This window comes from Enhydrobacter sp. (genome assembly GCF_030246845.1).
Lineage (GTDB): Bacteria > Pseudomonadota > Alphaproteobacteria > Reyranellales > Reyranellaceae > Reyranella.
The window spans coordinates 1,367,878-1,386,216 of record NZ_CP126889.1 but is presented as its reverse complement, the minus strand read 5'-3'; the positions used below and the strand labels follow the sequence as shown (position 1 = coordinate 1,386,216).

Below are 18,339 nucleotides of genomic sequence, written 5' to 3'. Positions count from 1 at the left end.
GGGAAACGGCTGTACGATGTTTCGCCGAAATCCGAAATGAAGCTACCGTCCCTCGCGCCACCAGGCACTGCCGAGCGCCAGCAGGAAGGCGACGGCGACGAGGATACCGGGCAGGAGCGGAGTCTGGTTGATGCCGGTGACGGTGTAGCCCTCGTTGCGACGCAACCCGATCCAGTCGGTGCCGCCGGCGGCGCGGCCGGGCCGCACCGAGCGGATCTCGGGGTTGGGATGGTCGCTGAGCCAGATCAGCGCGCCGTTCGAGGCCTCGACCAGCGGCTTCAGCTTCTGGTCGGTGGCGCGCACATCGGAGAATTCCAGCGGATCGGGATTGCCCACGGCGGCGACGGTGCGCAGCGTTCCGTCGTCGAAGCGATAGAGGCCGGGCTTGTCGACATCGACCACGATGCGGCCGAGACCGGGCTCGACCTCGGTGAGCTTGAGCTTGCGCTGGGCGCCGCCGTTGGGCGGTGTGCCGGGCGCGGTCATGGTGACGTCGGGGAAGGTGGCGGCCAGTGTGCGGCGCGTGATCTCGATATGGCCGCCGACCGCCTTGGCGCGCAGCGCCTCCTCCTCGAGATCGGGTTCCTTCATCAGCCAGTGCGCGGTGCGGCGCACCAGCTCGGGCTGCGGCCCGCCGCCGTCGATGCCGCGGTTCCAGAGCCAGAGCTGGTCGGACAGGACCTCCGCGACACGGCCCTTGCCCACGCGGTCGAGCACCACCAACGGCTGGTCGTTGGCGCCGGAGAGAATTGTATGGCCACGGTCGGCATGGGAGGTGACGACGCGGAACCAGCGGCCCCATTGCGGCTCCTTGCCGGGCGCGCCCTCCTGCGGCAGGTCGGCCGTCACCGGATGGCGCCGGCCGATATCGGTGACCTTCGGCTTGAAGCCCTGCTCCAGCACATCGCCGGTGGGCGAGGCCGGCAGGATGGCGCCGAGCGGCGAGCGATAGAGCGAGCGCTGGGTGGCGAAGACCGGACCGACGGAGACGAGCAGGGCGCCGCCTTCCTTCACGTAGTCGGCGATATTGCGGAAATACTCGCGCGTGATCAGGTTCCCCGACTCGTAGCGGTCGAAGATGATGAGGTCGAATTCCTTCAGCTTCTGCTCGAACAGCTCGCGCATCGGGAAGACGATCAGCGACAGCTCGCGCACCGGCGTGAAGTCGTCCTTCTGCGGCGTGCGCAGGATGGTGAAGTGCACCAGATCGACGGCCGGATCGCTCTTCAGGAGATTGCGCCACGCCCGCTCGCCCTGATAGGGCTCGCCCGACACCAGCAGCACGCGCAGGCGATCGCGCACGCCGTTGATGGTGAAGATGGCGCGGTTGTTGTCGAGCGTCAGCTCGCTCGGGCCGGGCGCCGTTTCCAGCTCGACGATGTTCTCGCCGGGATTGGTGACGGTGAGCGGAAGCTCGACCGGCTTGCCGACCGGCACCTGCATGCGGCGCACGACCTCGCCGCCCACCGTCACCGTCACCGGTGCGGTGCCGCCGGCGGGATCGTCGACCTTGAACTTGGCCGTCACCTGGTGGCCGACCACGCCGAAGCGCGGCGCCTGCTCGACCGTGATCAGCCGGTCGCGCTCGCCTTTCTTGCCGGCGATCAGCGCATGCAGCGGCGCGCCGCCCAGCTCGGGCGGCAGCGCGGGCGGCACGTCGTGGACCTGGCCGTCGGTCAGCAGCACGACGCCCGCCAGGCGCTCCGGCGGCACGTCGACCAACGCCGACCGCATCGCCTCGATCAGCCGCGTGCCGCCGGGCCGCTCGCTGCCGAGCTGGATATGCGAGGGCGGCAGCACGGCTTCGCGCACCTCGAGGCCCTGCTCCTGGCCGAACTTGCGCTTCAGCATCTCGCGCGCGGCCTGGACCTGCTGGCGACGGTCGCCGATCGACATCGAATCGCTGTCGTCGACCATGATCTGCACCACGTCGGCGATCGGCTTGCGCTTCTCCTCCACCAGCGATGGATTTGAGAGCGCGGCCAGCACGACCGCCACCGCGCCCAGCCGCCACAGCGTGCCGCGCGCGCCGGCGCGCAGGCCGGCCAGCACCAGCAGCAGGCCGATGCCGCCCAGCACCGCCAGCACCGTCCAGGACAGCAGCGGATCGAAGGCGACGGAGACGGCCGACGACATGTTCATCGGCGCAGCCTCTGCATGATGTCCTGGACGTGGACGGCGTCATCCTTGTAGTTGCCGGTCAGCGCCACCATGACGAGGTTCACGCCGAAGCGGAACGCCATCTCGCGCTGCGTCTCGCCGCCTGGCGAGACCGGCAGGAGGCCGCGGCCGCGCTGATCGATCGCCCAGGCGCCCGCATAGTCGTTCGAGCCGATCATGATGGTGGCGACGCCGTCGTTCACGCGGCCGTTGCCCGCCTCGATCCAGATCTTGCCGCCCTGCCAGCGGCCGGGCATGTCGGACAGGAGATAGAACGACTTGGTCAGCACGTAGTCCGACGGCATGGCGACCAGCGGCGGCAGCTCGATCGCGCCCAGCAGCCGCTTCAGGTCGGGATTGCCGTTGGCCGGCCGGTCGAAGCTCATCTGCTGGTCGCGGGTGTCGACGAAGACGATGCCGCCGGTCCGCAGATAGCGATCCAGGGCGGCCGATGCGCGCGGCGACAGGTTGGGCTGGGTCGAGGTGATGGGCCAGTAGATCAGCGGGAAGAGGCGCGGCTCGTCGCGGTCGAGATCGAGGCCGACGGGATCGGCGGGCTCGACTGAGGTGCGGCTGCGCAGCACCTCGCTCAGCCCTTCGAGGCCGGCGCGGCTGGTGTCGTCGACGTCCTTGTTCCCCGTGACGATATAGGCGAGGCGCACGTCCAGCGCACCGCGCAAGGCTTCCTGTTCGGACAGGGCGGGCGGCGCCTTGTCCTCGTTCGGGGCCGCGGCGGTCTGCACCTGCCGCTCGCTCGACGAGGTGGTCTGCGCCTGCGCATTGGGCGGGCTGGCGAGCAGGCCGACGAGCGCCATCAGGACGGCTGCCGTCGCTGCACGGCGCAGCCGGACGGCGCGCGGCAGCATTCCCCGCAGCCACAGCGAGATCAGGAAGTCGCTCAGCAGCAAGATCGTCGCCACAAGCAGGCACCAGCGCGACAGGTCGGTCTCGCCGCCCTCGGACAGGCGGTCGGTCGCGACTCCCGCGGGCAGCACCAGCGGTTTGGGAACGTCGACATGGTCTCCCAGATTGAACGCCACATGGGCGTTCTCGTCACCATAAAGACCGGGCGGCGTGGTCGGCTTCGGCCTGAAGGTTCTGTTCGCGTCGGCCGGCAGCATCTGCACGCCGGCGGGCGGCGCGCCGAGCCGGCCGAAGCCGTCGAGCGTGCGCCAGGGCTTCAGCGCCTTGTTGACGCCGTCGCCCGCGATGCCGCGCGACAGCAGCACCAGCCGCTGCAGCATGTCGACGAAGAGCCCCGAGAGCGCGAGGTTGCTCCAGTTGGTGTTGGCGGTCGTGTGTACCAGCACGAGATACCCCTTGCCGCGCTTTTCGGCGGTGACCAGGGGCGTGCCGTCGCTGAGGCGCGCCCAGGTCTTGTCGCTGAGGTCGGGCGTGGGCTCGGCCAGCACCTGCTGGGAGATGCGCACGTCCTTCGGGATCGGGATGCCGAAGAACGGGCTGTTGGACGGGAAGTCGGCGAGCGTCGCCGGCGTGCCCCAGCTCATGACGCCGCCCAGCGAGCGATCGCCCAGGCGAAGCGGCACAGGCACGAGATTGTCGCCGCCTGCCGCGAGGTTGGGGCCGGCGAAGCGCACGGCCACGCCGCCCTGCTCGATCCACTTGGCGATCTCCTCGCGGTCGTGGGGCGAGGGCGCCGAGCTGTCGGGAATCAGCAGGACCGCGGTGTTGTGCGTCACGACCTTCTCGCGATCGCCGATGCTCAGGCTCACATAGGGCTCGAGCGCGCGCTGGAGGAAGTAGACTTCCTGCAGCAACGGCTGGCCGCTGGCCGCGGCGCGCTCGCCCAGGATCGAGACCGGCCGGCGACGGCTGCGCTCGTCCAGTAGCACTGTGCTGCCCGCGCCGCCCTGGCCTTCGATGTCGAGGCGCGCGATGCGGTTGCGCAATTCGACCGGCGCCGCCAGGACGCCTTCGCCCCGAGTGCCCGTGGCCGGAAAGTCGAGGTCGATGCGGGCCACGACGCGGCCCTGCTCGTCCTCGGCGCGGACCGCGGCCTTGCGCGGGCCGTTGGCCTGCGGCCGCAGCGCGTGCACCTTGAGATCGCGGCCCTCGGCGTCGGGCGGCAGCAGCACCAGCGGCATCGTCGCCTGGTCGGGCAGCACCACCTCGAGGCCGGAGAACCGGCGCAGCCGGGTGCTCAGCTTGTCGGCGCCCGCATCCTCGAGGCCGTCGCTCAGCCACACGGCATAGGCGTTGGCATCGACCTGCATGCGGTCGAGCTGATTGACCGCGGCGGCGCGGTCGGTCGGCCAGGGCTTGGGCCGCATCGCGCGCAGCAGCGTGCGCGCTTCCTCGGGTCGCAAGGCGCCCTGCTTCATCGCCGGCGCATCGACCGGCGCGGGCGCGGTGCCCATCAGCACGACCGGGCGCCCGCCACGCTCGGCGCGGTCGATCAAACGCTCGGCGTGGGCGAGGCGCGCCGTCCAGCCCGGCGCCGACGCCCAGCCGTCGTCGATCACCAGCAGGAGCGGTCCCTTGCCGGGAAGATCGGCCTGCGGATTGAGGATGGGCTTTGCCATGGCGACGATCAGGGCGATGGCGAGCAGGAGCCGCAGCAGCAGAAGCCACCACGGCATCTTCATCGGCGTCTGCTCGGTCGGCTCCAGCCCCATCAGGAGACGGATCGCCGGAAAGCGCACCAGCCGCGGCAGCGGCGGGATCATGCGCAGCAGCCAGTAGATCACCGGCAGCACGAGCAGCAGCGCCAGCATGCCGGGGGCTGCGAAGGCGAAGGCGCCGAGGCTCAGCATGGTCCACGCGTGTGTTCCCATCCTTCGAGACGCGGTCCTGTAGACCGCTCCTCAGGGTGAGGTCTTACTTTGGCCTCATCCTGAGGAGCCGCGCGCAGCGCGGCGTCTCGAAGGATGGCAACGCGAAGAATCATCTCAACCATCAAGCCGCGTTCAGGCGACGCAGGTCGGCCATCGCCAGATAGAGGGAGAGGAGCACTGTTTGCGCCGGCCGGTCGGTGCGATGCAAATGGACCGTCCAGTCGGCGGGGCGCGCCAGTCGCTGCAGTCCCTCGCGCTGGGCCGCAAGGCGGGCGCCGTAGGCCCCACGCACGGTCTCGACGCGGCGGATGGTGTGCTGGCCCTCGGCCTCGAGGCCTTCGAACTTCACATGACCGTTGAACGGCAGATCCTCCTCCGCCGGGTCGAGGATCTGCACCAGATGGCCGCGCACACCGGCACTCGCATAATGACGCACGACGGCCTCGATCCGGTCGAGGGGATCGAGCCAGTCGGACACCAGGACCACGGTCCCGTACGCCGGCAGCGGCACAAGCGGCGGCAGGCTGGAGGACTTGGCGGCGTCCTTTTGCGTCTCGGCGAAAAATGCTTCGGCCATGCGCCTGACGGCGATCCGGCCGGATCTCGGCCGCATGCCGCCGCCCAGGATCGCGATGCGTTCGCTGGCATCGGTCAGGAGATTGGCGAGCGCCAGCACGATCAGCTCGGCGCGCTGGACCTTGGTCTCGAGATTGCGCAGGGAGGCGTAGTGCATGGACGGCGAGGCGTCGCGCCACAGCCACACGCTGGCGGCGGCTTCCCACTCGGTCTCGCGCACGAACAGGCTGCGGCTGCGCGCGCTCTGCCGCCAGTCGATGCGGCTCGCGCTGTCGCCGTCGCGATATTGGCGGTACTGCCAGAAGGCGTCGCCCTGGCCCACCCGGCGGCGCCCATGCACGCCCTGGATGACGGTCGCCGCCACGCGATCGGCGGCCACCATCAGCGCGGGCAGGGTGCCGGCAAGTTCGAGCGAGCGGTTGAATGTCGATTGGGCCATCAGGTCGGGCGCCGCAATGCCTAGGCGAGACGCGCGCACATCTGGCCGATCACCGATTCGACCGTGATGCCTTCGGCGCGTGCGGAGAAGTTCACCGCCATGCGGTGGCGCAGGATCGGCCCGGCCAAGGCCGCGACATCGTCGACCGACGGCGCGAGGCGGCCCTGGATGATGGCGCGGGCGCGACAGGCCAGCATGAAGGCCTGGCTGGCGCGCGGTCCCGGTCCCCAGGCCACGCGCTGGCGCACGACATCGAGGTCGGTCGTCTCCGGGCGGCCAGCGCGCACCAGCTTCAGGATGGCGTCGACCACGCTCTGGCCGATCGGCAGGCGGCGGACCAGCGCCTGGGCCGCCATCAGATCGGCCGGCGTCAGCGCCTGGCTCGCCACCGGCACGTTGGCCCCGGTCGTGGCGATCATGATCTGGCGCTCGGCCTCCTCGTCGGGATAGCCGACATCGACCTGCAGCAGGAAGCGGTCGAGCTGGGCCTCGGGCAGGGGATAGGTGCCTTCCTGCTCCAGGGGATTCTGGGTCGCGAGCACATGGAAGGGCAGCGGCAGATCGTAGCGCTTGCCGGCCACCGTGACGTGCCGTTCCTGCATGCTCTGCAGCAGTGCGGATTGCGTGCGCGGGCTCGCGCGGTTGATCTCGTCGGCCATCAGGAGCTGGGCGAACACCGGCCCCTGGATGAAGCGGAAGGAGCGCCGGCCGGCATCGCTTTCCTCCAGCACTTCCGAGCCCAGGATGTCGGCCGGCATCAGGTCGGGCGTGAACTGGATGCGTCGGGCGTCCATGCCCAGCACGGTGCCGAGCGTCTCGACCAGCTTGGTCTTGGCGAGGCCCGGGACGCCGATCAGCAGCAGATGGCCGCCCGAGAGGAGCGCAACCAGGGTTTGATCGATGACAGCCTGCTGGCCATAAATGACCTTGCCGATGGCGGCACGGGCGGCACGCAACTGACCGCCCAGCCGCTCGATATCGGCCAGGGCGGCTTGGGCGTCGGCGTCGGTGGCGGTCGATGTGTCGGGGGCCACGAGGCGCTCCTGTTGTCGGTGGGATCGAAGCTGAGGGAAGCCCAGAATTGAGGCCGGAACAAGGGCATGACGATTGACGAAATTGTGCGCCGGGTGCGGCAACGGAGCGCCCGCCTGGCATCGGGCTTGCCGGTCGATCCTGCGCCTCTCGGCAGCGACCTCTCCCTGAGCGGCATCGCCGCCGTTCCCCAGAGCTGGCGGCCGGCCTCGGTCCTGGTGCCGCTGGTCAATCGCGCGCCCGACATAACCGTGCTCCTGACCCAGCGCACCGACGACATGCCGAGCCATGCCGGCCAGATCGCCTTTCCCGGCGGCCGTCGCCAGGCGGGCGATGCCGACGCCGTGGCGACGGCATTGCGCGAGACCGAGGAGGAAGTGGGGCTTTCACGGCAATTCGTGGACGTGATCGGCGCCATCGATTCCTACCGCACCGGCACGGGCTACGAGATCACGCCCATCGTGGGTGTCGTCAGCCCGGGATTCACCCTCCATGCGGATCCGCGCGAGGTGGCGGACGTGTTCGAGGTGCCGCTCGAGCACTTCCTCGACGAGGTCAACCACAAGATCGGCAGCCGCATGCACAACGGCCACGAGCGACGCTACTACGCCATGCCCTATGGCGAGCGCTACATCTGGGGGGCGACCGCCGGTATGCTGAAGAACCTGCACTTCATCCTGACTCGTGCCGGCTGAGCCCGAAGGGAAAGCGCCATGCGCATCGTCTTGTTGGTGATCGTCCTGGTGACGGCGCCGACCGTAGCCTTCTTCCTTTGGGCCTGGGCCGTCAAGATCAAGGAGGAGCGCAAGCTCGCCGGCACCCTGCCGGAATGGCAGGACCTGCCGCTCACCTGGCTGGCGATCGCGGGTCTCGTCTGCGTGATCGTGGGCATGCTGGTGATGTTCTTCACCCAGAGCCAGGGCTATGGCGGCCTCTTTGCATCATGACGCCAGCCGGTCGCCTCCCACCCGCAACCTGGATGGATGACGGCCCGGCGCGACGCCTGTTCGAGGCGCTCGGCACGGCCGGGATCGTGACCCGCTTCGTCGGCGGCTGCGTGCGCAACGCGGTGCTGGGACGGCCGGCCGACGACATCGACCTTGCGGTCGACAGGTCGCCGGAGGCGGTGATGGCCGCGCTCGAGGCCGCCGGCATCAAGACGATCCCGACCGGCGTGAAGCACGGCACGGTGACGGCGCTCGCCGACGGTCGTGTCTTCGAGCTCACCACGCTCAGGCGCGACGTCGAGACCGACGGCCGGCGCGCCGTCGTCGCCTTCACCGACGACTGGATGGAGGACGCGGCGCGCCGCGACTTCACCTTCAACGCGCTCTATGCCGATCCCGACGGCACGCTTTACGATCCGTTCGACGGCCGCGCCGACCTGGTCGCGGGCCGCGTGCGCTTCATCGGCGATCCCGACCGGCGCATCGCCGAGGATCGCCTGCGCGTCCTGCGCTTCTTCCGCTTCCATGCCTGGTACGGGCGGCCACCGCTCGACGGGCCGGGCTTCGATGCCTGCCGGCGCAATGCCGGGACGCTCGGCGCCCTGTCGGCCGAGCGGGTCGCCAAGGAGCTGCTGCGTCTCCTCGAGGCGCCAGCGCCGGCCGATGCGCTCGAGGCGATGGTCGAGGCGGGCGCGCTCGATCGCTGGCTGCCGGAATATGCCGGCACCACGAGGCTCAGGGCCCTGATCGCGCGCGAGCCCGCGCCCGACAGGTTGCGTCGGCTGGCCGCGATCCTGTCGCGCGATGCCGACGCGACGGCGATCGGCAAGCGGCTCCGGCTCTCCACCCAGGATTCGCTCCGGCTGGACGTGATGCTGGCGCGCGAGCCGGCGCTCGATCTCTCGGGCGGCCCGCGCGCCTGGCGGGCGGGCATCTATCGCCTCGGCAACAGGCTCTACATCGATCGCCTGCTGCTGGCCGCCGACGCGCCGGGCGACTGGCGGGCCGCGCTCGCGCTGGCCCAAAGCTGGACGCCGCCCGAGCTGCCGGTGAGCGGCGGCGATGCGCTGAAGATGGGCCTGGCGCCCGGTCCGCGGATCGGCGCCTTGATCTCGGCGGTCGAGGACTGGTGGGTGGCGGGCGACTTCGCCGCCGATCGCGCCGCCTGCCTGGCCGAGCTCCAACGTCGCGCGAAAGCATCGTGACCGCCGCCGCATGATCCGGCCGGGGCTGACCTTGCTGCTGTGGCTCGCGATCGCGGCCATGGTGATCGTGAACGACGTGATCGGCGACACCTGGATCGCGATGGCGCTCTCGGTGCGGGCCGTCGAATGGTACAAGGTGCTGGTGCCGCTGCCCTATGTGATCTCGATGGCGATCATCCATGCGCGTCGCACCACCGGTCCGCGCTGGTTCGAGGCGGCGCTGCTGGCGGCCCTGCTGTGGCCGCCGTCCACCGCCTTCGTCGATTATCTCTACGGCCGCCTCACCTTCGGCACCGGGCCCGCCGCCTTCCTCGACCGCTTCGCCTTCTGGTGGAGCGCGCCCTATCCACTGCTGATGCTGGCGTTGCTCGTTTCCCCGTTGCTGGCGGGCGGGGCGCTCAATCAGCGTCAGGCATAGCGACGATGTTGGCGGAGAGGGGCCGGCCTTCGGTCCATGGCTCGGTCAGGCCATGCTCGTTGAAGATGTGGATGCGGTAGTCGAGAGCGCGCAGCAGCTTCAGCAAGGCGTCGGTGCTCGTGCCCTGGCATTTGAGTGCGTCCTCGTTGGCCTCGACGAGCAGGATTGGCCGCGATCTCGACAGAAGCGTCCGGCCGCCGGTGAGCACCTTCACCTCGGCGCCTTCGACATCGATCTTGATCACGTCGGTGCGGCCGAGCGCCAGGCGCTCCTGCAGGCCGTCGAGCGTCTCGACGGCGACGGTCTGGCGCACGACGGCGATCTCGCCCTCGTAGGCGTAGATGAAATTGCCCAGCGTGTTGTGCAGGCCGTGCCGCCCGGGCGCGATCAGCAGCTCGGCCGTGCCAGGCTCGGCGGCGAGCGCGTGCGGCACGACGGTGACGTTGCCGAGGCTGTTGCGTGCGATGTTGCGCTCGAGGATGCGACGCTCGCGGTCGCTGGGCTCGACGGCGATCACGCGGCCGGAGCCTCCGACGCGGCGCGCGGCGAACAGGGTGAACAGGCCCTCGTTGGCGCCGATATCGACGAAGGTCATGCCGGGGCGCAGCGTCCGGCGGAGGAAGGCGAACTCGTTGGGCTCGAACGAGCCGGCGACATAGACGCAAAGGCTGGTGTCGGTGCCGAGCGCCGTCTCGATCCGCGTCTTTTCCAGCCATGGCACGACGAGCGGGACCTTCAGCCCTTTCTCGAGCGCCCCTTCCCACAGCGCGCCGCGGCGCAAAGCGAGCCACTGGCGCTCGACGTAGAACTCGCCGGCGAACGACCAGCCCGCAGTCGGCGCACTGCGCGGCCGGCGGCAGAGGCCGAGCGCGTAGAGCCTTCCCAGGAGCGGTGCATGCAGGAGAAGCCACCGCCCCATCCCGTCGAGCAGGCGGCCGATCATGCGCATGGCTAGGGCCAGCGCGCTTCGGGTGGCATCGACATCAGGATCGCCTCGACATTGCCGCCGGTCATGAGTCCGAACTTGGTGCCGCGGTCGTGCAGCAGGTTGAACTCGACATAGCGGCCGCGGCGCACGAGCTGATGCTCGCGCTCGGCCGTGGTCCAGCTCTCGTTCATGTGCCGGCGCACCAGCCTGGGGTAGACGCCGAGGAAGGCGTCGCCGACGGCGCGCGTGAACGCGAAGTCGCGGGCGAAGTCGCCGCTGTCGAGATAGTCGTAGAAGATGCCGCCCACGCCGCGCGGCTCGCCGCGGTGCGGCAGGTAGAAGTACTCGTCGCACCAGTCCTTGAAGCGCGGATAGTAGCCGCTGTCGTGCGCATCGCAGGCGGCCTTCAGCGCGGCATGGAAATCGCGCGTGTCGGCCTCGTTGGCCGTCATCGGCGTGAGATCCGCGCCGCCGCCGAACCAGGCGCGCGTGGTCACGATGAAGCGCGTGTTCATATGGACGGCGGGCACGCGCGGCGAGCGCATATGGGCCACCAGCGAGATGCCCGAGGCGAAGAACCGCGGATCCTCCGCCGCTCCCGGGATCTGGGCGCGGAACTCGGGACTGAATTCGCCATGGACGGTCGAGACGTTGACGCCCACCTTCTCGAACACGCGGCCGCGCAGGATCGACATGACGCCGCCGCCCCGATCCTCGCCGTTCGGGCCGCGGTCGCGCTGCCATTCCTTGCGGGCGAAGCGGCCGGACGGCAGCTCGCGGTGCGTTCCCGTGAGCTCGGTCTCGATCTGCTCGAACTCGGCACAGATGCGGTCGCGCAAATTCTCGAACCAGGCGCGCGCCTGATCCTTGCGCTCGGCGATTGTCTTGTCGGGTGGCAGGGGCGTGGGACCGGCCGGCCCTGTGGCATGGCGTGAAGGCAGGGTCATGAGAGAGCGGCAAATCCCTTCGTCTGGCGCAGGCCCTCGCTCAATACCATTGTCGCGGCCAGGGCGACATTCAGCGACCGCGCGCCGCGCTGCAGGGGAATGCGCAGCCGCAGGTCGGCAGCATCGTGCACGTCCGGCGGCACGCCGGCGCTTTCGCGACCGAGCAGCAGGATATCGTCCGGCTGGAAGGCGGTCTCGGGGAAGCGTTCCGCTCCCGCCGTGGTCAGCAGCACCAGCCGGCCGGTCGGCCGGTCGCGGTGGAAGCTGTGCCAGGAGGCGTGGCGGGTGATCCGAGCCAGGCCGTAATAGTCCATGGCCGCCCGCCGGATGCGCCGGTCGTCGAGCGGAAAGCCACACGGCTCGATGATCTCGAGCGGAACCGCGAGGCAGGCCGCCAGGCGGATGAAGGCCCCGAGATTCTGGGGTATATCCGGCTGGTAGAGGGCGAGACGCATGGCATCCTTTCTACCGCCGTCCGCGACGCGGAAGGGCTTTCATGCGGCACGCTGTCACAGCGCACGATGGTTCGTACCTGCGACCAACAGAGCCTTGAAACAAAAGGCGCTTTCTCGTCTATAAGCCATAACTCCTCGGGGGACCTATCGAGCAATGGCTTCAAGCAGCATCCCGGCCGGCGGTCACGTCGATCCGACACGGCGCGACTTCCTGATGGTCGCGACGGGCGCCATGGGCGCCGTCGGCGCCATCGCGGTGGCCTGGCCCTTCATCAACAATCTCAATCCCGCGGCCGACACGCTGGCGCTCAGCACCGTCGAGGTGAACGTGAAGGCGATTCCGGTGGGCCAGGCGATCACGGTGAACTGGCGCGGCAAGCCGGTCTTCATCCGCCACCGTACCGAGAAGGAGATCAAGGAGGCGGAGGCAGTGCCGCTCTCCGAACTGCGCGATCCCGAGACCGACGATGCGCGGGTGACCGACACCGCCAAGAAGGTGCGCCGGGAGTGGCTGATCGTGGTCGGCGTCTGCACCCATCTCGGCTGCGTGCCGCTCGGCACCAAGCAGGGTGATCCGCGCGGCGAGTACGACGGCTGGTTCTGCCCCTGCCACGGCTCGCAGTACGACACGTCGGGCCGGATCCGCAAAGGCCCCGCACCCCTGAATCTCGCGGTTCCCGACTATCTCTTCACGTCCGACACCCTCGTTCGCATCGGCTGATCGCCTCGCCGATCGCCACTGGAGCTCGCAGCAATGGCCTCGTCTCACGGCGCTCCGCCGGTCTTCAACAACAAGGTGATCGCCTGGATCGATCACCGCCTGCCGATCTTCTCCTATCTGGAGAAGGAGTATCACACCTTCCCGACGCCGCGGAATTTCAACTACTTCTGGAATTTCGGCGCGATCGCGACCGTGATGCTGGTGCTGATGATCGCGACCGGCGTGATCCTGGCGACCAACTACACGCCCAACGCCGACATGGCCTTCAACTCCGTCGAGCGCATCATGCGTGACGTGCCGTCGGGCTGGTTGATGCGCTACATGCACATGAACGGCGCGTCGTTCTTCTTCATGGCCGTCTACATCCACATCTTCCGCGGCCTCTACTACGGTTCCTACAAGGCGCCGCGCGAGCTCCTGTGGATGCTGGGCGTGGTCATCCTGCTGCTGATGATGGCCACCGCCTTCATGGGCTATGTCCTGCCCTGGGGGCAGATGTCGTTCTGGGGTGCGACCGTCATCACCAACCTGTTCTCGGCCATTCCGGTGGTGGGCGAGTCGATCGTGACCTGGCTGTGGGGCGGCTTCGCCGTCGCCAACCCGACGCTCAACCGCTTCTACGCGCTGCACTACCTGCTGCCGTTCGTGATCGTCGGCGTGGTGGCGCTGCACGTCGTGGCGCTGCACGTGCACGGCTCGAACAACCCGCTGGGCATCGACCCGAAGGGCCCGCAGGACACCGTGCCGTTCCATCCCTACTACACGATGAAGGACGGCTTCGGCGTCATCTGCTTCCTGATCATCTATGCGATCTTCGTGTTCTTCATGCCCAACGTGCTGGGCGACGTGGCGAACTACATTCCGGCCAACCCGCTGGTGACGCCCAACGAGATCGTGCCCGAATGGTACTTCCTGCCATTCTACGCCATCCTGCGCGCGATCCCCGACAAGCTGGGCGGCGTGGTCTGCATGTTCGGCGCCATCGCCGTGCTGTTCGTGCTGCCCTGGCTCGACACCTCGCGCGTGCGGTCGTGCAGCTTCCGGCCGATCTACAAGTGGTTCGTGTTCGTGCTGGTCGCGGATACGTTCCTGCTGGGCTACTGCGGCGCCCATCCGCCGGAGGGCTGGTACGTGCCGGCGGCGCGCCTCGGCACGGCCTACTATTTCTTCCACTTCCTCGTCCTGCTGCCGGTTCTGGGCAAGATCGAACGGCCGCTGCCGTTGCCATCCAGCATCGCCGAAGCGGTGCTCCAGAAGAAGGCGATCTGAGCCGATGTCCATCAAGCTTTCCCCGAACAAGCTCATCCTGGCGGGCGCGGCCGCGCTCATCGCCTTCTCGGCCGGCACGATCGCCACTGCTGCCGAGGGCACGCCGCCGCTGCCCAAGCACGAATGGAGCTTCCAGGGCCCGTTCGGCACCTACGATCGCGCCGCCGCCCAGCGCGGCTTCCAAGTCTACAAGGAAGTCTGCTCGGCGTGCCATTCGATGGAGCTGCTGGCCTACCGCAACCTCGAGGAGCTCGGCCTCACCGAGAACCAGGTGAAGGGCATCGCCGCCGACTTCCAGGTGCCCGATATCGGCGACGACGGCTCGGCGATCGAGCGGCCGGCGCGTCCCTCGGACCATTTCAAGAAGCCGTTCCCCAACGAGCTGGCAGCCGCCGCGGCCAACGGCGGCAAGGCGCCGCCCGACCTCAGCGTGATCATCAAGGCGCGCGAAGGCGGGCCGAACTACGTCTATGGCATTCTCACCGGCTACGTGCCCTACGAAAAGCTGACGCCCGAGCAGATCAAGGAGTTCAACGTCCAGAAGGACGACCATTTCAATACGTACTTCCCGGGGCATCGCATCGCGATGCCGCCGCCGCTCGAAGACGGCCGGGTGAACTACGTGGACGGCACCAAGAACACGCTGCAGCAGGAGGCATCCGACGTGGTCGAGTTCCTCGCCTGGGCGTCCGAGCCGCATCTCGAGGCGCGCAACCGCACCGGCGTGCGGGTGATCCTGTTCCTGCTGGCGATGGCCGGCCTCATGTACGCGGTGAAGCGCGCGGTCTGGGCCGACGCGCACTGAGCGCGGATCGATTTGTCCGACAGGACGCGCGGCCTCGATGGCCGCGCGTTCCTTTTTGGGGGCACGTTTCCCCGCTGTCCGTGTCTCGCTGCAAGTCGTTTGTGACTGCCGCGGTTTGGGCTACCATCGATCCGGCAGCAACGGAGGGGAGAATGACCAAAGCAACCTCGATCGTGATGCTCGTGGTGGCCGGCCTGCTCTCGGCGTGCGACCGCCCCTGGACAAGTGCGGAGAAGGGGGCCGCGGCCGGCAGCGCGATCGGCACCGGCATCGGCCTCGTCACCGGCGGCAGCTTCGGAACGGTGGTCGGCGCCGGTCTGATCGGCGGCGCCGTGGGCTATCTCGGCGGCACGGCCATCGACAACAACAAGTAGGGAGGGGGCGGCCATGAGAGGGGCAATCACCGTCGGCGTTCTCGGTCTGCTGGCTTTGGGACCCGCAGCCCGGGCCCAGGTTCCATCGCTCAACTTCGAGCAGGCGGTGTATGTCACCTGCCGCGAGGCGCAGGCCATGCAGCCGGAGGCCCGCAAGCGGCTGGCGATCATGCTGGCGGAGCATTCGGCGCGCTATCGTGGTGTGTCGCTTCCCAACGACGAACGCGGCGGCCAGCTTGCGCTGCTGGTGCGCGGCGGCTGCACGCTCGCGCCCGACGCCTATCTGTTCACGGTGATCGACCGGGCGATCCAGGCCGAGAGGGACAAGCTGCCCAAGAAATAGCTCAGCCCCGTCGCTGCCGCCGCTCGATCGCCTCGTGTCGGGCGATCAGCCTGCGGGCGCGGTCGACGACCGGGATGTCGATCATCTTGCCGCCGAGCGAAAAGGAGCCGCGGCCTTCGGCGGCCGCCCTGCGGTCGGCCTCGATCAGCTTGCGGGCGCGGGCCACATCGTCGGCCGTCGGCGTGAAGGCCGCGTTCAGCGCCGCCACCAGGCCGGGATGGATGCAGGTCCCGCCCGAGAAGCCGAACCGGCGTGCCCGCTCGGCGCTTCGGCGATAGGCATCCGGATCGGAATAGTCGGCCACCGTCCCCAGAATGCCGATCATGGGCACGCCATGGGCCTGGGCCGCGAAGGCGACCAGGCGCTTGGGCAGCTCCAGCGTCTCGTCGCCGGGAACCGAGCCGGTTTCGAGCGCAAAATCCTCGCCGCCCAGCATCAGCGCCACGAGGCGCGGTGCATGCGCGGCGATGTCGTTCACCTGCGCCAGCGCGCGTGGATGCTCGATCATGCCGCCGAATCCCACACCGCCGACCGGCATGCCGCGCTCGCGCTCGAGGTCGCTCACGACCTCGTCGAGCAGCCTGAGATGCTGCACGCTCTCGGTCTTGGTGACGAAGAGCGCCGACAGTCCTGGCCTTACCGCCGCCTCGATATCGGGGATGGCGAGCCGCAGCGGCCGGTTGATGCGCACCGCGACGTCGGCGCCGCCGCGCGCGACCTTGTGCATGGTTTCGGCCAGCATCGCCCGCGCGCCGGGCTTTTCCGGCGGCGGCACGCTGTCCTCGAGGTCGACCAGCACGCAATCCGCGCCGCGCTCGTGCGCCCTGTCGATGAACTTCGGCACGTTGCCCGGCACGTAGAGGATCGAGCGCCAGACGGGCGCGGCGGGGCGGTTGGCGGTCACTTCTTCCTTCCCTTCGAGATCACGCCGGCCGCGCAAAGCTTCGTGTACGCCGCTTTGCCCAATAGCGGCTCGAGCAGCATCTCGTTGTGCTCGCCGATCGCCGGCGCGGCCCATTTCAGCGCGCCCGGCGTGCCGGACAGCCGCGGCACGACGGGATGTGTGGGCAGCCCGCCCATCTCGGCGTCGGGGATCTCCACCAGCGCCTCGCGCTCCAGCACATAGTCGTCCTGCACGATCTGGGCGATGTCGTAGACGGGACCGATCGTGACGCCGGCCTCGTCGAAGTAGCGAAGGTTCTCCGCGAGATCGCGCTCGCCGATGAAAGCGCCGATCAGGCGGTCGAGCTCGACGCCGTTCCTGACGCGCTCGATGTTGGTGGCGAAGCGCGGATCCTTGACGAGCTCGGGCTTGCCGATCTTGGCCAGCACGCGCTCGGCCATCCCCTGCGTGGAGGCCGAGAGGCACACCCAGCGCCCGTCCTTCGTCCGGTAGACGTTGCGTGGCGCGGCGTTGGTCGAACGGCTGCCGGTGCGCACCTTCACTTCGCCCGTGAGCTTGTAGTTGGCGGCCTGCGGTCCCAGCATCGAATACAGGGGATCGAACAGCGGCAGGTCGAGCACTTGTCCCGTACCGCCGTTCACCTCGACCTCGCGCAGCGCCACCATCACCGCGCCGTAGCCGTTCAGCGCCGCCATGCAGTCGGCGAGATACATCGGCGGCAGCACCGGCTCGCGGTCGGCGAAGCCGTTCATCGAGGCGAAGCCGCTGTAGCCTTCGATCAGTGTGCCGAAGCCCGGCTTGTGGCGGTAGCGGCCGTCCTGGCCCCAGCCCGAGATGCGCACGATCACCAGCTTCGGATTGAGCCGGTGCAGCTCGGCGGGCGCGAGGCCCATGTCCTCCAGCACGCCCGGCCGGAAGCTTTCCACCAGGATCGCCGCCGAGGCGGCGAGCCGGCGCACGATCGCGCGCCCTTCCTCCGAGCGCAGGTCAAGCGCGATGCTCTTCTTGTTGCGGCTATAGACCTTCCAGGCCGTCTCGACCCCTTTCACCCGCCACGAGCGCAGCGTGTCGCCCTCGGGCGGCTCGACCTTGATCACCTCGGCGCCGAAATCGGCGAGCTGCAGCGTGAGGACGTTTCCCGCCACCAGCCGCGACAGATCGACGACGCGGATGCCGTTCAGCGGGCCGGGCGCGTGCGGTGTGAAAGATTTCTTTGCGGGATGTTTGGGCATCTGGAAGAGAGAGTGTCATCCCGAGCGGCAGCGAGGGATCTTTGGGCAGCGGCGCGAAAGATTGCTCGCTACCCCACGTGCTTTTTCACGAACTCGAGCGTCCGGCCCATAGCCTGCTTGGAGGCGGCTGCATCGTAGGAGCCGCGCTCGTCGCAGTGGAAGCCGTGGTCGGCGGGATAGTCGAAGACCTGCACGTCGGGGTGGAGCTTGCGGATCTCGTTCACATGCTCCATCGGGATGTGCATGTCCTTGTCGCCGAAATGCATCATGGTCGGCGCCTTGGGCTTCTCGTTCTTGGTGCCGTAGATACCGCCGCCGTAGTAGGCGATGGCGGCGTCCGGAGCGAGCCGCGTCGCCGAGAGCCAGGTGATGGTGCCGCCCCAGCAGAAGCCGGTGACCGCGACTTTCTTCGCGCCGCGCTTCTTCAGCTCGGCGATCGCCGCATCGACATCCTGCACCGGCTTGTCGAGCCCGAGCTCGGTTACGTACTTGCGGCCTTCGGCGATCGTGTCGGGCGTGTAGCCGAGCTCGATGCCGGTCTTGATATGGTCGAAGAACCTGGGCGCCAGCGCGATGTAACCGTCGGCGGCGAACTTGTCGGTCACCGCCTTGATGTGGTGGTTGACCCCGAAGATCTCCTGGATGACCACGATGCCGCCGCGCGGCGTGCCCCTGGGAATGGCGAGGTAGGCGCCGATCTCGCCGGCGGCCGACTTAAGACGGATATCTTCACCCATGAGAAAACCTCCCGGTTGCGGGCCGCATCTGACATGGTAATCCGGCGCTGTT

The 18,339-nt window shown here is 68.7% G+C and carries 19 protein-coding genes; 9 read left to right on the top strand and 10 right to left on the bottom strand.

Features of this window, described 5'->3' with window-relative positions; translation table 11 throughout:
• Positions 1-42 precede the first annotated feature (42 nt).
• From OJF58_RS07095 to OJF58_RS07080, 4 genes are all read right to left on the bottom strand, one after another.
• Entirely contained in the window at positions 43-2,142 is a 2,100-nt protein-coding gene (locus OJF58_RS07095; RefSeq protein ID WP_300783083.1) for a hypothetical protein, read from the bottom strand.
• Complete coding sequence (locus OJF58_RS07090; RefSeq protein ID WP_300783081.1) at positions 2,139-4,934, bottom strand: DUF4159 domain-containing protein; 2,796 nt, start codon at positions 4,932-4,934, stop codon at positions 2,139-2,141. Before OJF58_RS07090 ends, OJF58_RS07095 begins: the two co-directional genes overlap by 4 nt.
• A gap of 142 nt (positions 4,935-5,076) precedes the next feature.
• The gene (locus OJF58_RS07085) at positions 5,077-5,970 is read right to left on the bottom strand and encodes a DUF58 domain-containing protein (protein ID WP_300783079.1); all 894 of its coding nucleotides are present in this window, start codon (positions 5,968-5,970) and stop codon (positions 5,077-5,079) included.
• Positions 5,971-5,990: 20 nt separating this feature from the next.
• The gene (locus tag OJF58_RS07080; RefSeq protein ID WP_300783078.1) at positions 5,991-7,004 is read right to left on the bottom strand and encodes a MoxR family ATPase; all 1,014 of its coding nucleotides are present in this window, start codon (positions 7,002-7,004) and stop codon (positions 5,991-5,993) included.
• A gap of 66 nt (positions 7,005-7,070) precedes the next feature.
• On the opposite strand from OJF58_RS07080, the gene OJF58_RS07075 reads away from it, so the two are divergent.
• From OJF58_RS07075 to OJF58_RS07060, 4 genes are read left to right on the top strand one after another with little or no spacing between them, the layout of a single operon-like run.
• Positions 7,071-7,697, top strand: a complete 627-nt coding sequence (locus OJF58_RS07075; protein WP_300783076.1) for a CoA pyrophosphatase — start codon at positions 7,071-7,073, stop codon at positions 7,695-7,697.
• 18 nt (positions 7,698-7,715) lie between these two features.
• Positions 7,716-7,949 (top strand): hypothetical protein, encoded by a 234-nt coding sequence (locus OJF58_RS07070; protein WP_300783075.1) that lies wholly within the window; start codon positions 7,716-7,718, stop codon positions 7,947-7,949.
• A 32-nt stretch (positions 7,950-7,981) separates the two neighbouring features.
• Entirely contained in the window at positions 7,982-9,154 is a 1,173-nt protein-coding gene (locus OJF58_RS07065; RefSeq protein WP_300783074.1) for a CCA tRNA nucleotidyltransferase, read from the top strand.
• Between the two features lie 10 nt (positions 9,155-9,164).
• A complete protein-coding gene (locus OJF58_RS07060) occupies positions 9,165-9,572 on the top strand; it encodes a hypothetical protein (protein WP_300783072.1) in 408 nt (135 codons plus the stop codon).
• Here OJF58_RS07060 and OJF58_RS07055 read toward each other — a convergent pair.
• From OJF58_RS07055 to OJF58_RS07045, 3 genes are read right to left on the bottom strand one after another with little or no spacing between them, the layout of a single operon-like run.
• The gene (locus OJF58_RS07055) at positions 9,553-10,521 is read right to left on the bottom strand and encodes an FkbM family methyltransferase (protein ID WP_300783071.1); all 969 of its coding nucleotides are present in this window, start codon (positions 10,519-10,521) and stop codon (positions 9,553-9,555) included. The genes OJF58_RS07060 and OJF58_RS07055 overlap by 20 nt on opposite strands.
• 2 nt (positions 10,522-10,523) lie before the next feature.
• Positions 10,524-11,447: an oxygen-dependent coproporphyrinogen oxidase gene (hemF, locus tag OJF58_RS07050; RefSeq protein WP_300783070.1), complete on the bottom strand. Its 924-nt coding sequence runs from the start codon at positions 11,445-11,447 to the stop codon at positions 10,524-10,526.
• Positions 11,444-11,902, bottom strand: coding sequence for a tRNA (cytidine(34)-2'-O)-methyltransferase (locus tag OJF58_RS07045; RefSeq protein ID WP_300783069.1), 459 nt, complete (start codon positions 11,900-11,902; stop codon positions 11,444-11,446). Before OJF58_RS07045 ends, hemF begins: the two co-directional genes overlap by 4 nt.
• 154 nt (positions 11,903-12,056) lie before the next feature.
• On the opposite strand from OJF58_RS07045, the gene petA reads away from it, so the two are divergent.
• From petA to OJF58_RS07020, 5 genes are all read left to right on the top strand, one after another.
• Complete coding sequence (gene petA, locus OJF58_RS07040) at positions 12,057-12,623, top strand: ubiquinol-cytochrome c reductase iron-sulfur subunit (protein ID WP_300783068.1); 567 nt, start codon at positions 12,057-12,059, stop codon at positions 12,621-12,623.
• 33 nt (positions 12,624-12,656) lie between these two features.
• Positions 12,657-13,892, top strand: coding sequence for a cytochrome b N-terminal domain-containing protein (locus OJF58_RS07035; protein ID WP_300783067.1), 1,236 nt, complete (start codon positions 12,657-12,659; stop codon positions 13,890-13,892).
• A 4-nt stretch (positions 13,893-13,896) separates the two neighbouring features.
• Positions 13,897-14,697, top strand: a complete 801-nt coding sequence (locus OJF58_RS07030) for a cytochrome c1 (RefSeq protein ID WP_300783065.1) — start codon at positions 13,897-13,899, stop codon at positions 14,695-14,697.
• Positions 14,698-14,849: 152 nt separating this feature from the next.
• Complete coding sequence (locus OJF58_RS07025; protein ID WP_300783063.1) at positions 14,850-15,071, top strand: hypothetical protein; 222 nt, start codon at positions 14,850-14,852, stop codon at positions 15,069-15,071.
• A gap of 13 nt (positions 15,072-15,084) precedes the next feature.
• On the top strand, positions 15,085-15,414 hold the full coding sequence (locus tag OJF58_RS07020; protein ID WP_300783061.1) for a hypothetical protein: 330 nt from the start codon (positions 15,085-15,087) through the stop codon (positions 15,412-15,414).
• Position 15,415: 1 nt separating this feature from the next.
• On the opposite strand, the gene OJF58_RS07015 is transcribed toward OJF58_RS07020, so the two are convergent.
• The 3 genes from OJF58_RS07015 to OJF58_RS07005 form a co-directional block, all read right to left on the bottom strand.
• Positions 15,416-16,318: a CoA ester lyase gene (locus OJF58_RS07015; RefSeq protein WP_300783058.1), complete on the bottom strand. Its 903-nt coding sequence runs from the start codon at positions 16,316-16,318 to the stop codon at positions 15,416-15,418.
• On the bottom strand, positions 16,315-17,550 hold the full coding sequence (locus OJF58_RS07010) for a CoA transferase (RefSeq protein WP_300783056.1): 1,236 nt from the start codon (positions 17,548-17,550) through the stop codon (positions 16,315-16,317). Before OJF58_RS07010 ends, OJF58_RS07015 begins: the two co-directional genes overlap by 4 nt.
• Before the next feature lie 68 nt (positions 17,551-17,618).
• The gene (locus tag OJF58_RS07005) at positions 17,619-18,287 is read right to left on the bottom strand and encodes a dienelactone hydrolase family protein (protein ID WP_300783054.1); all 669 of its coding nucleotides are present in this window, start codon (positions 18,285-18,287) and stop codon (positions 17,619-17,621) included.
• Between the last annotated feature and the right edge of the window lie 52 nt (positions 18,288-18,339).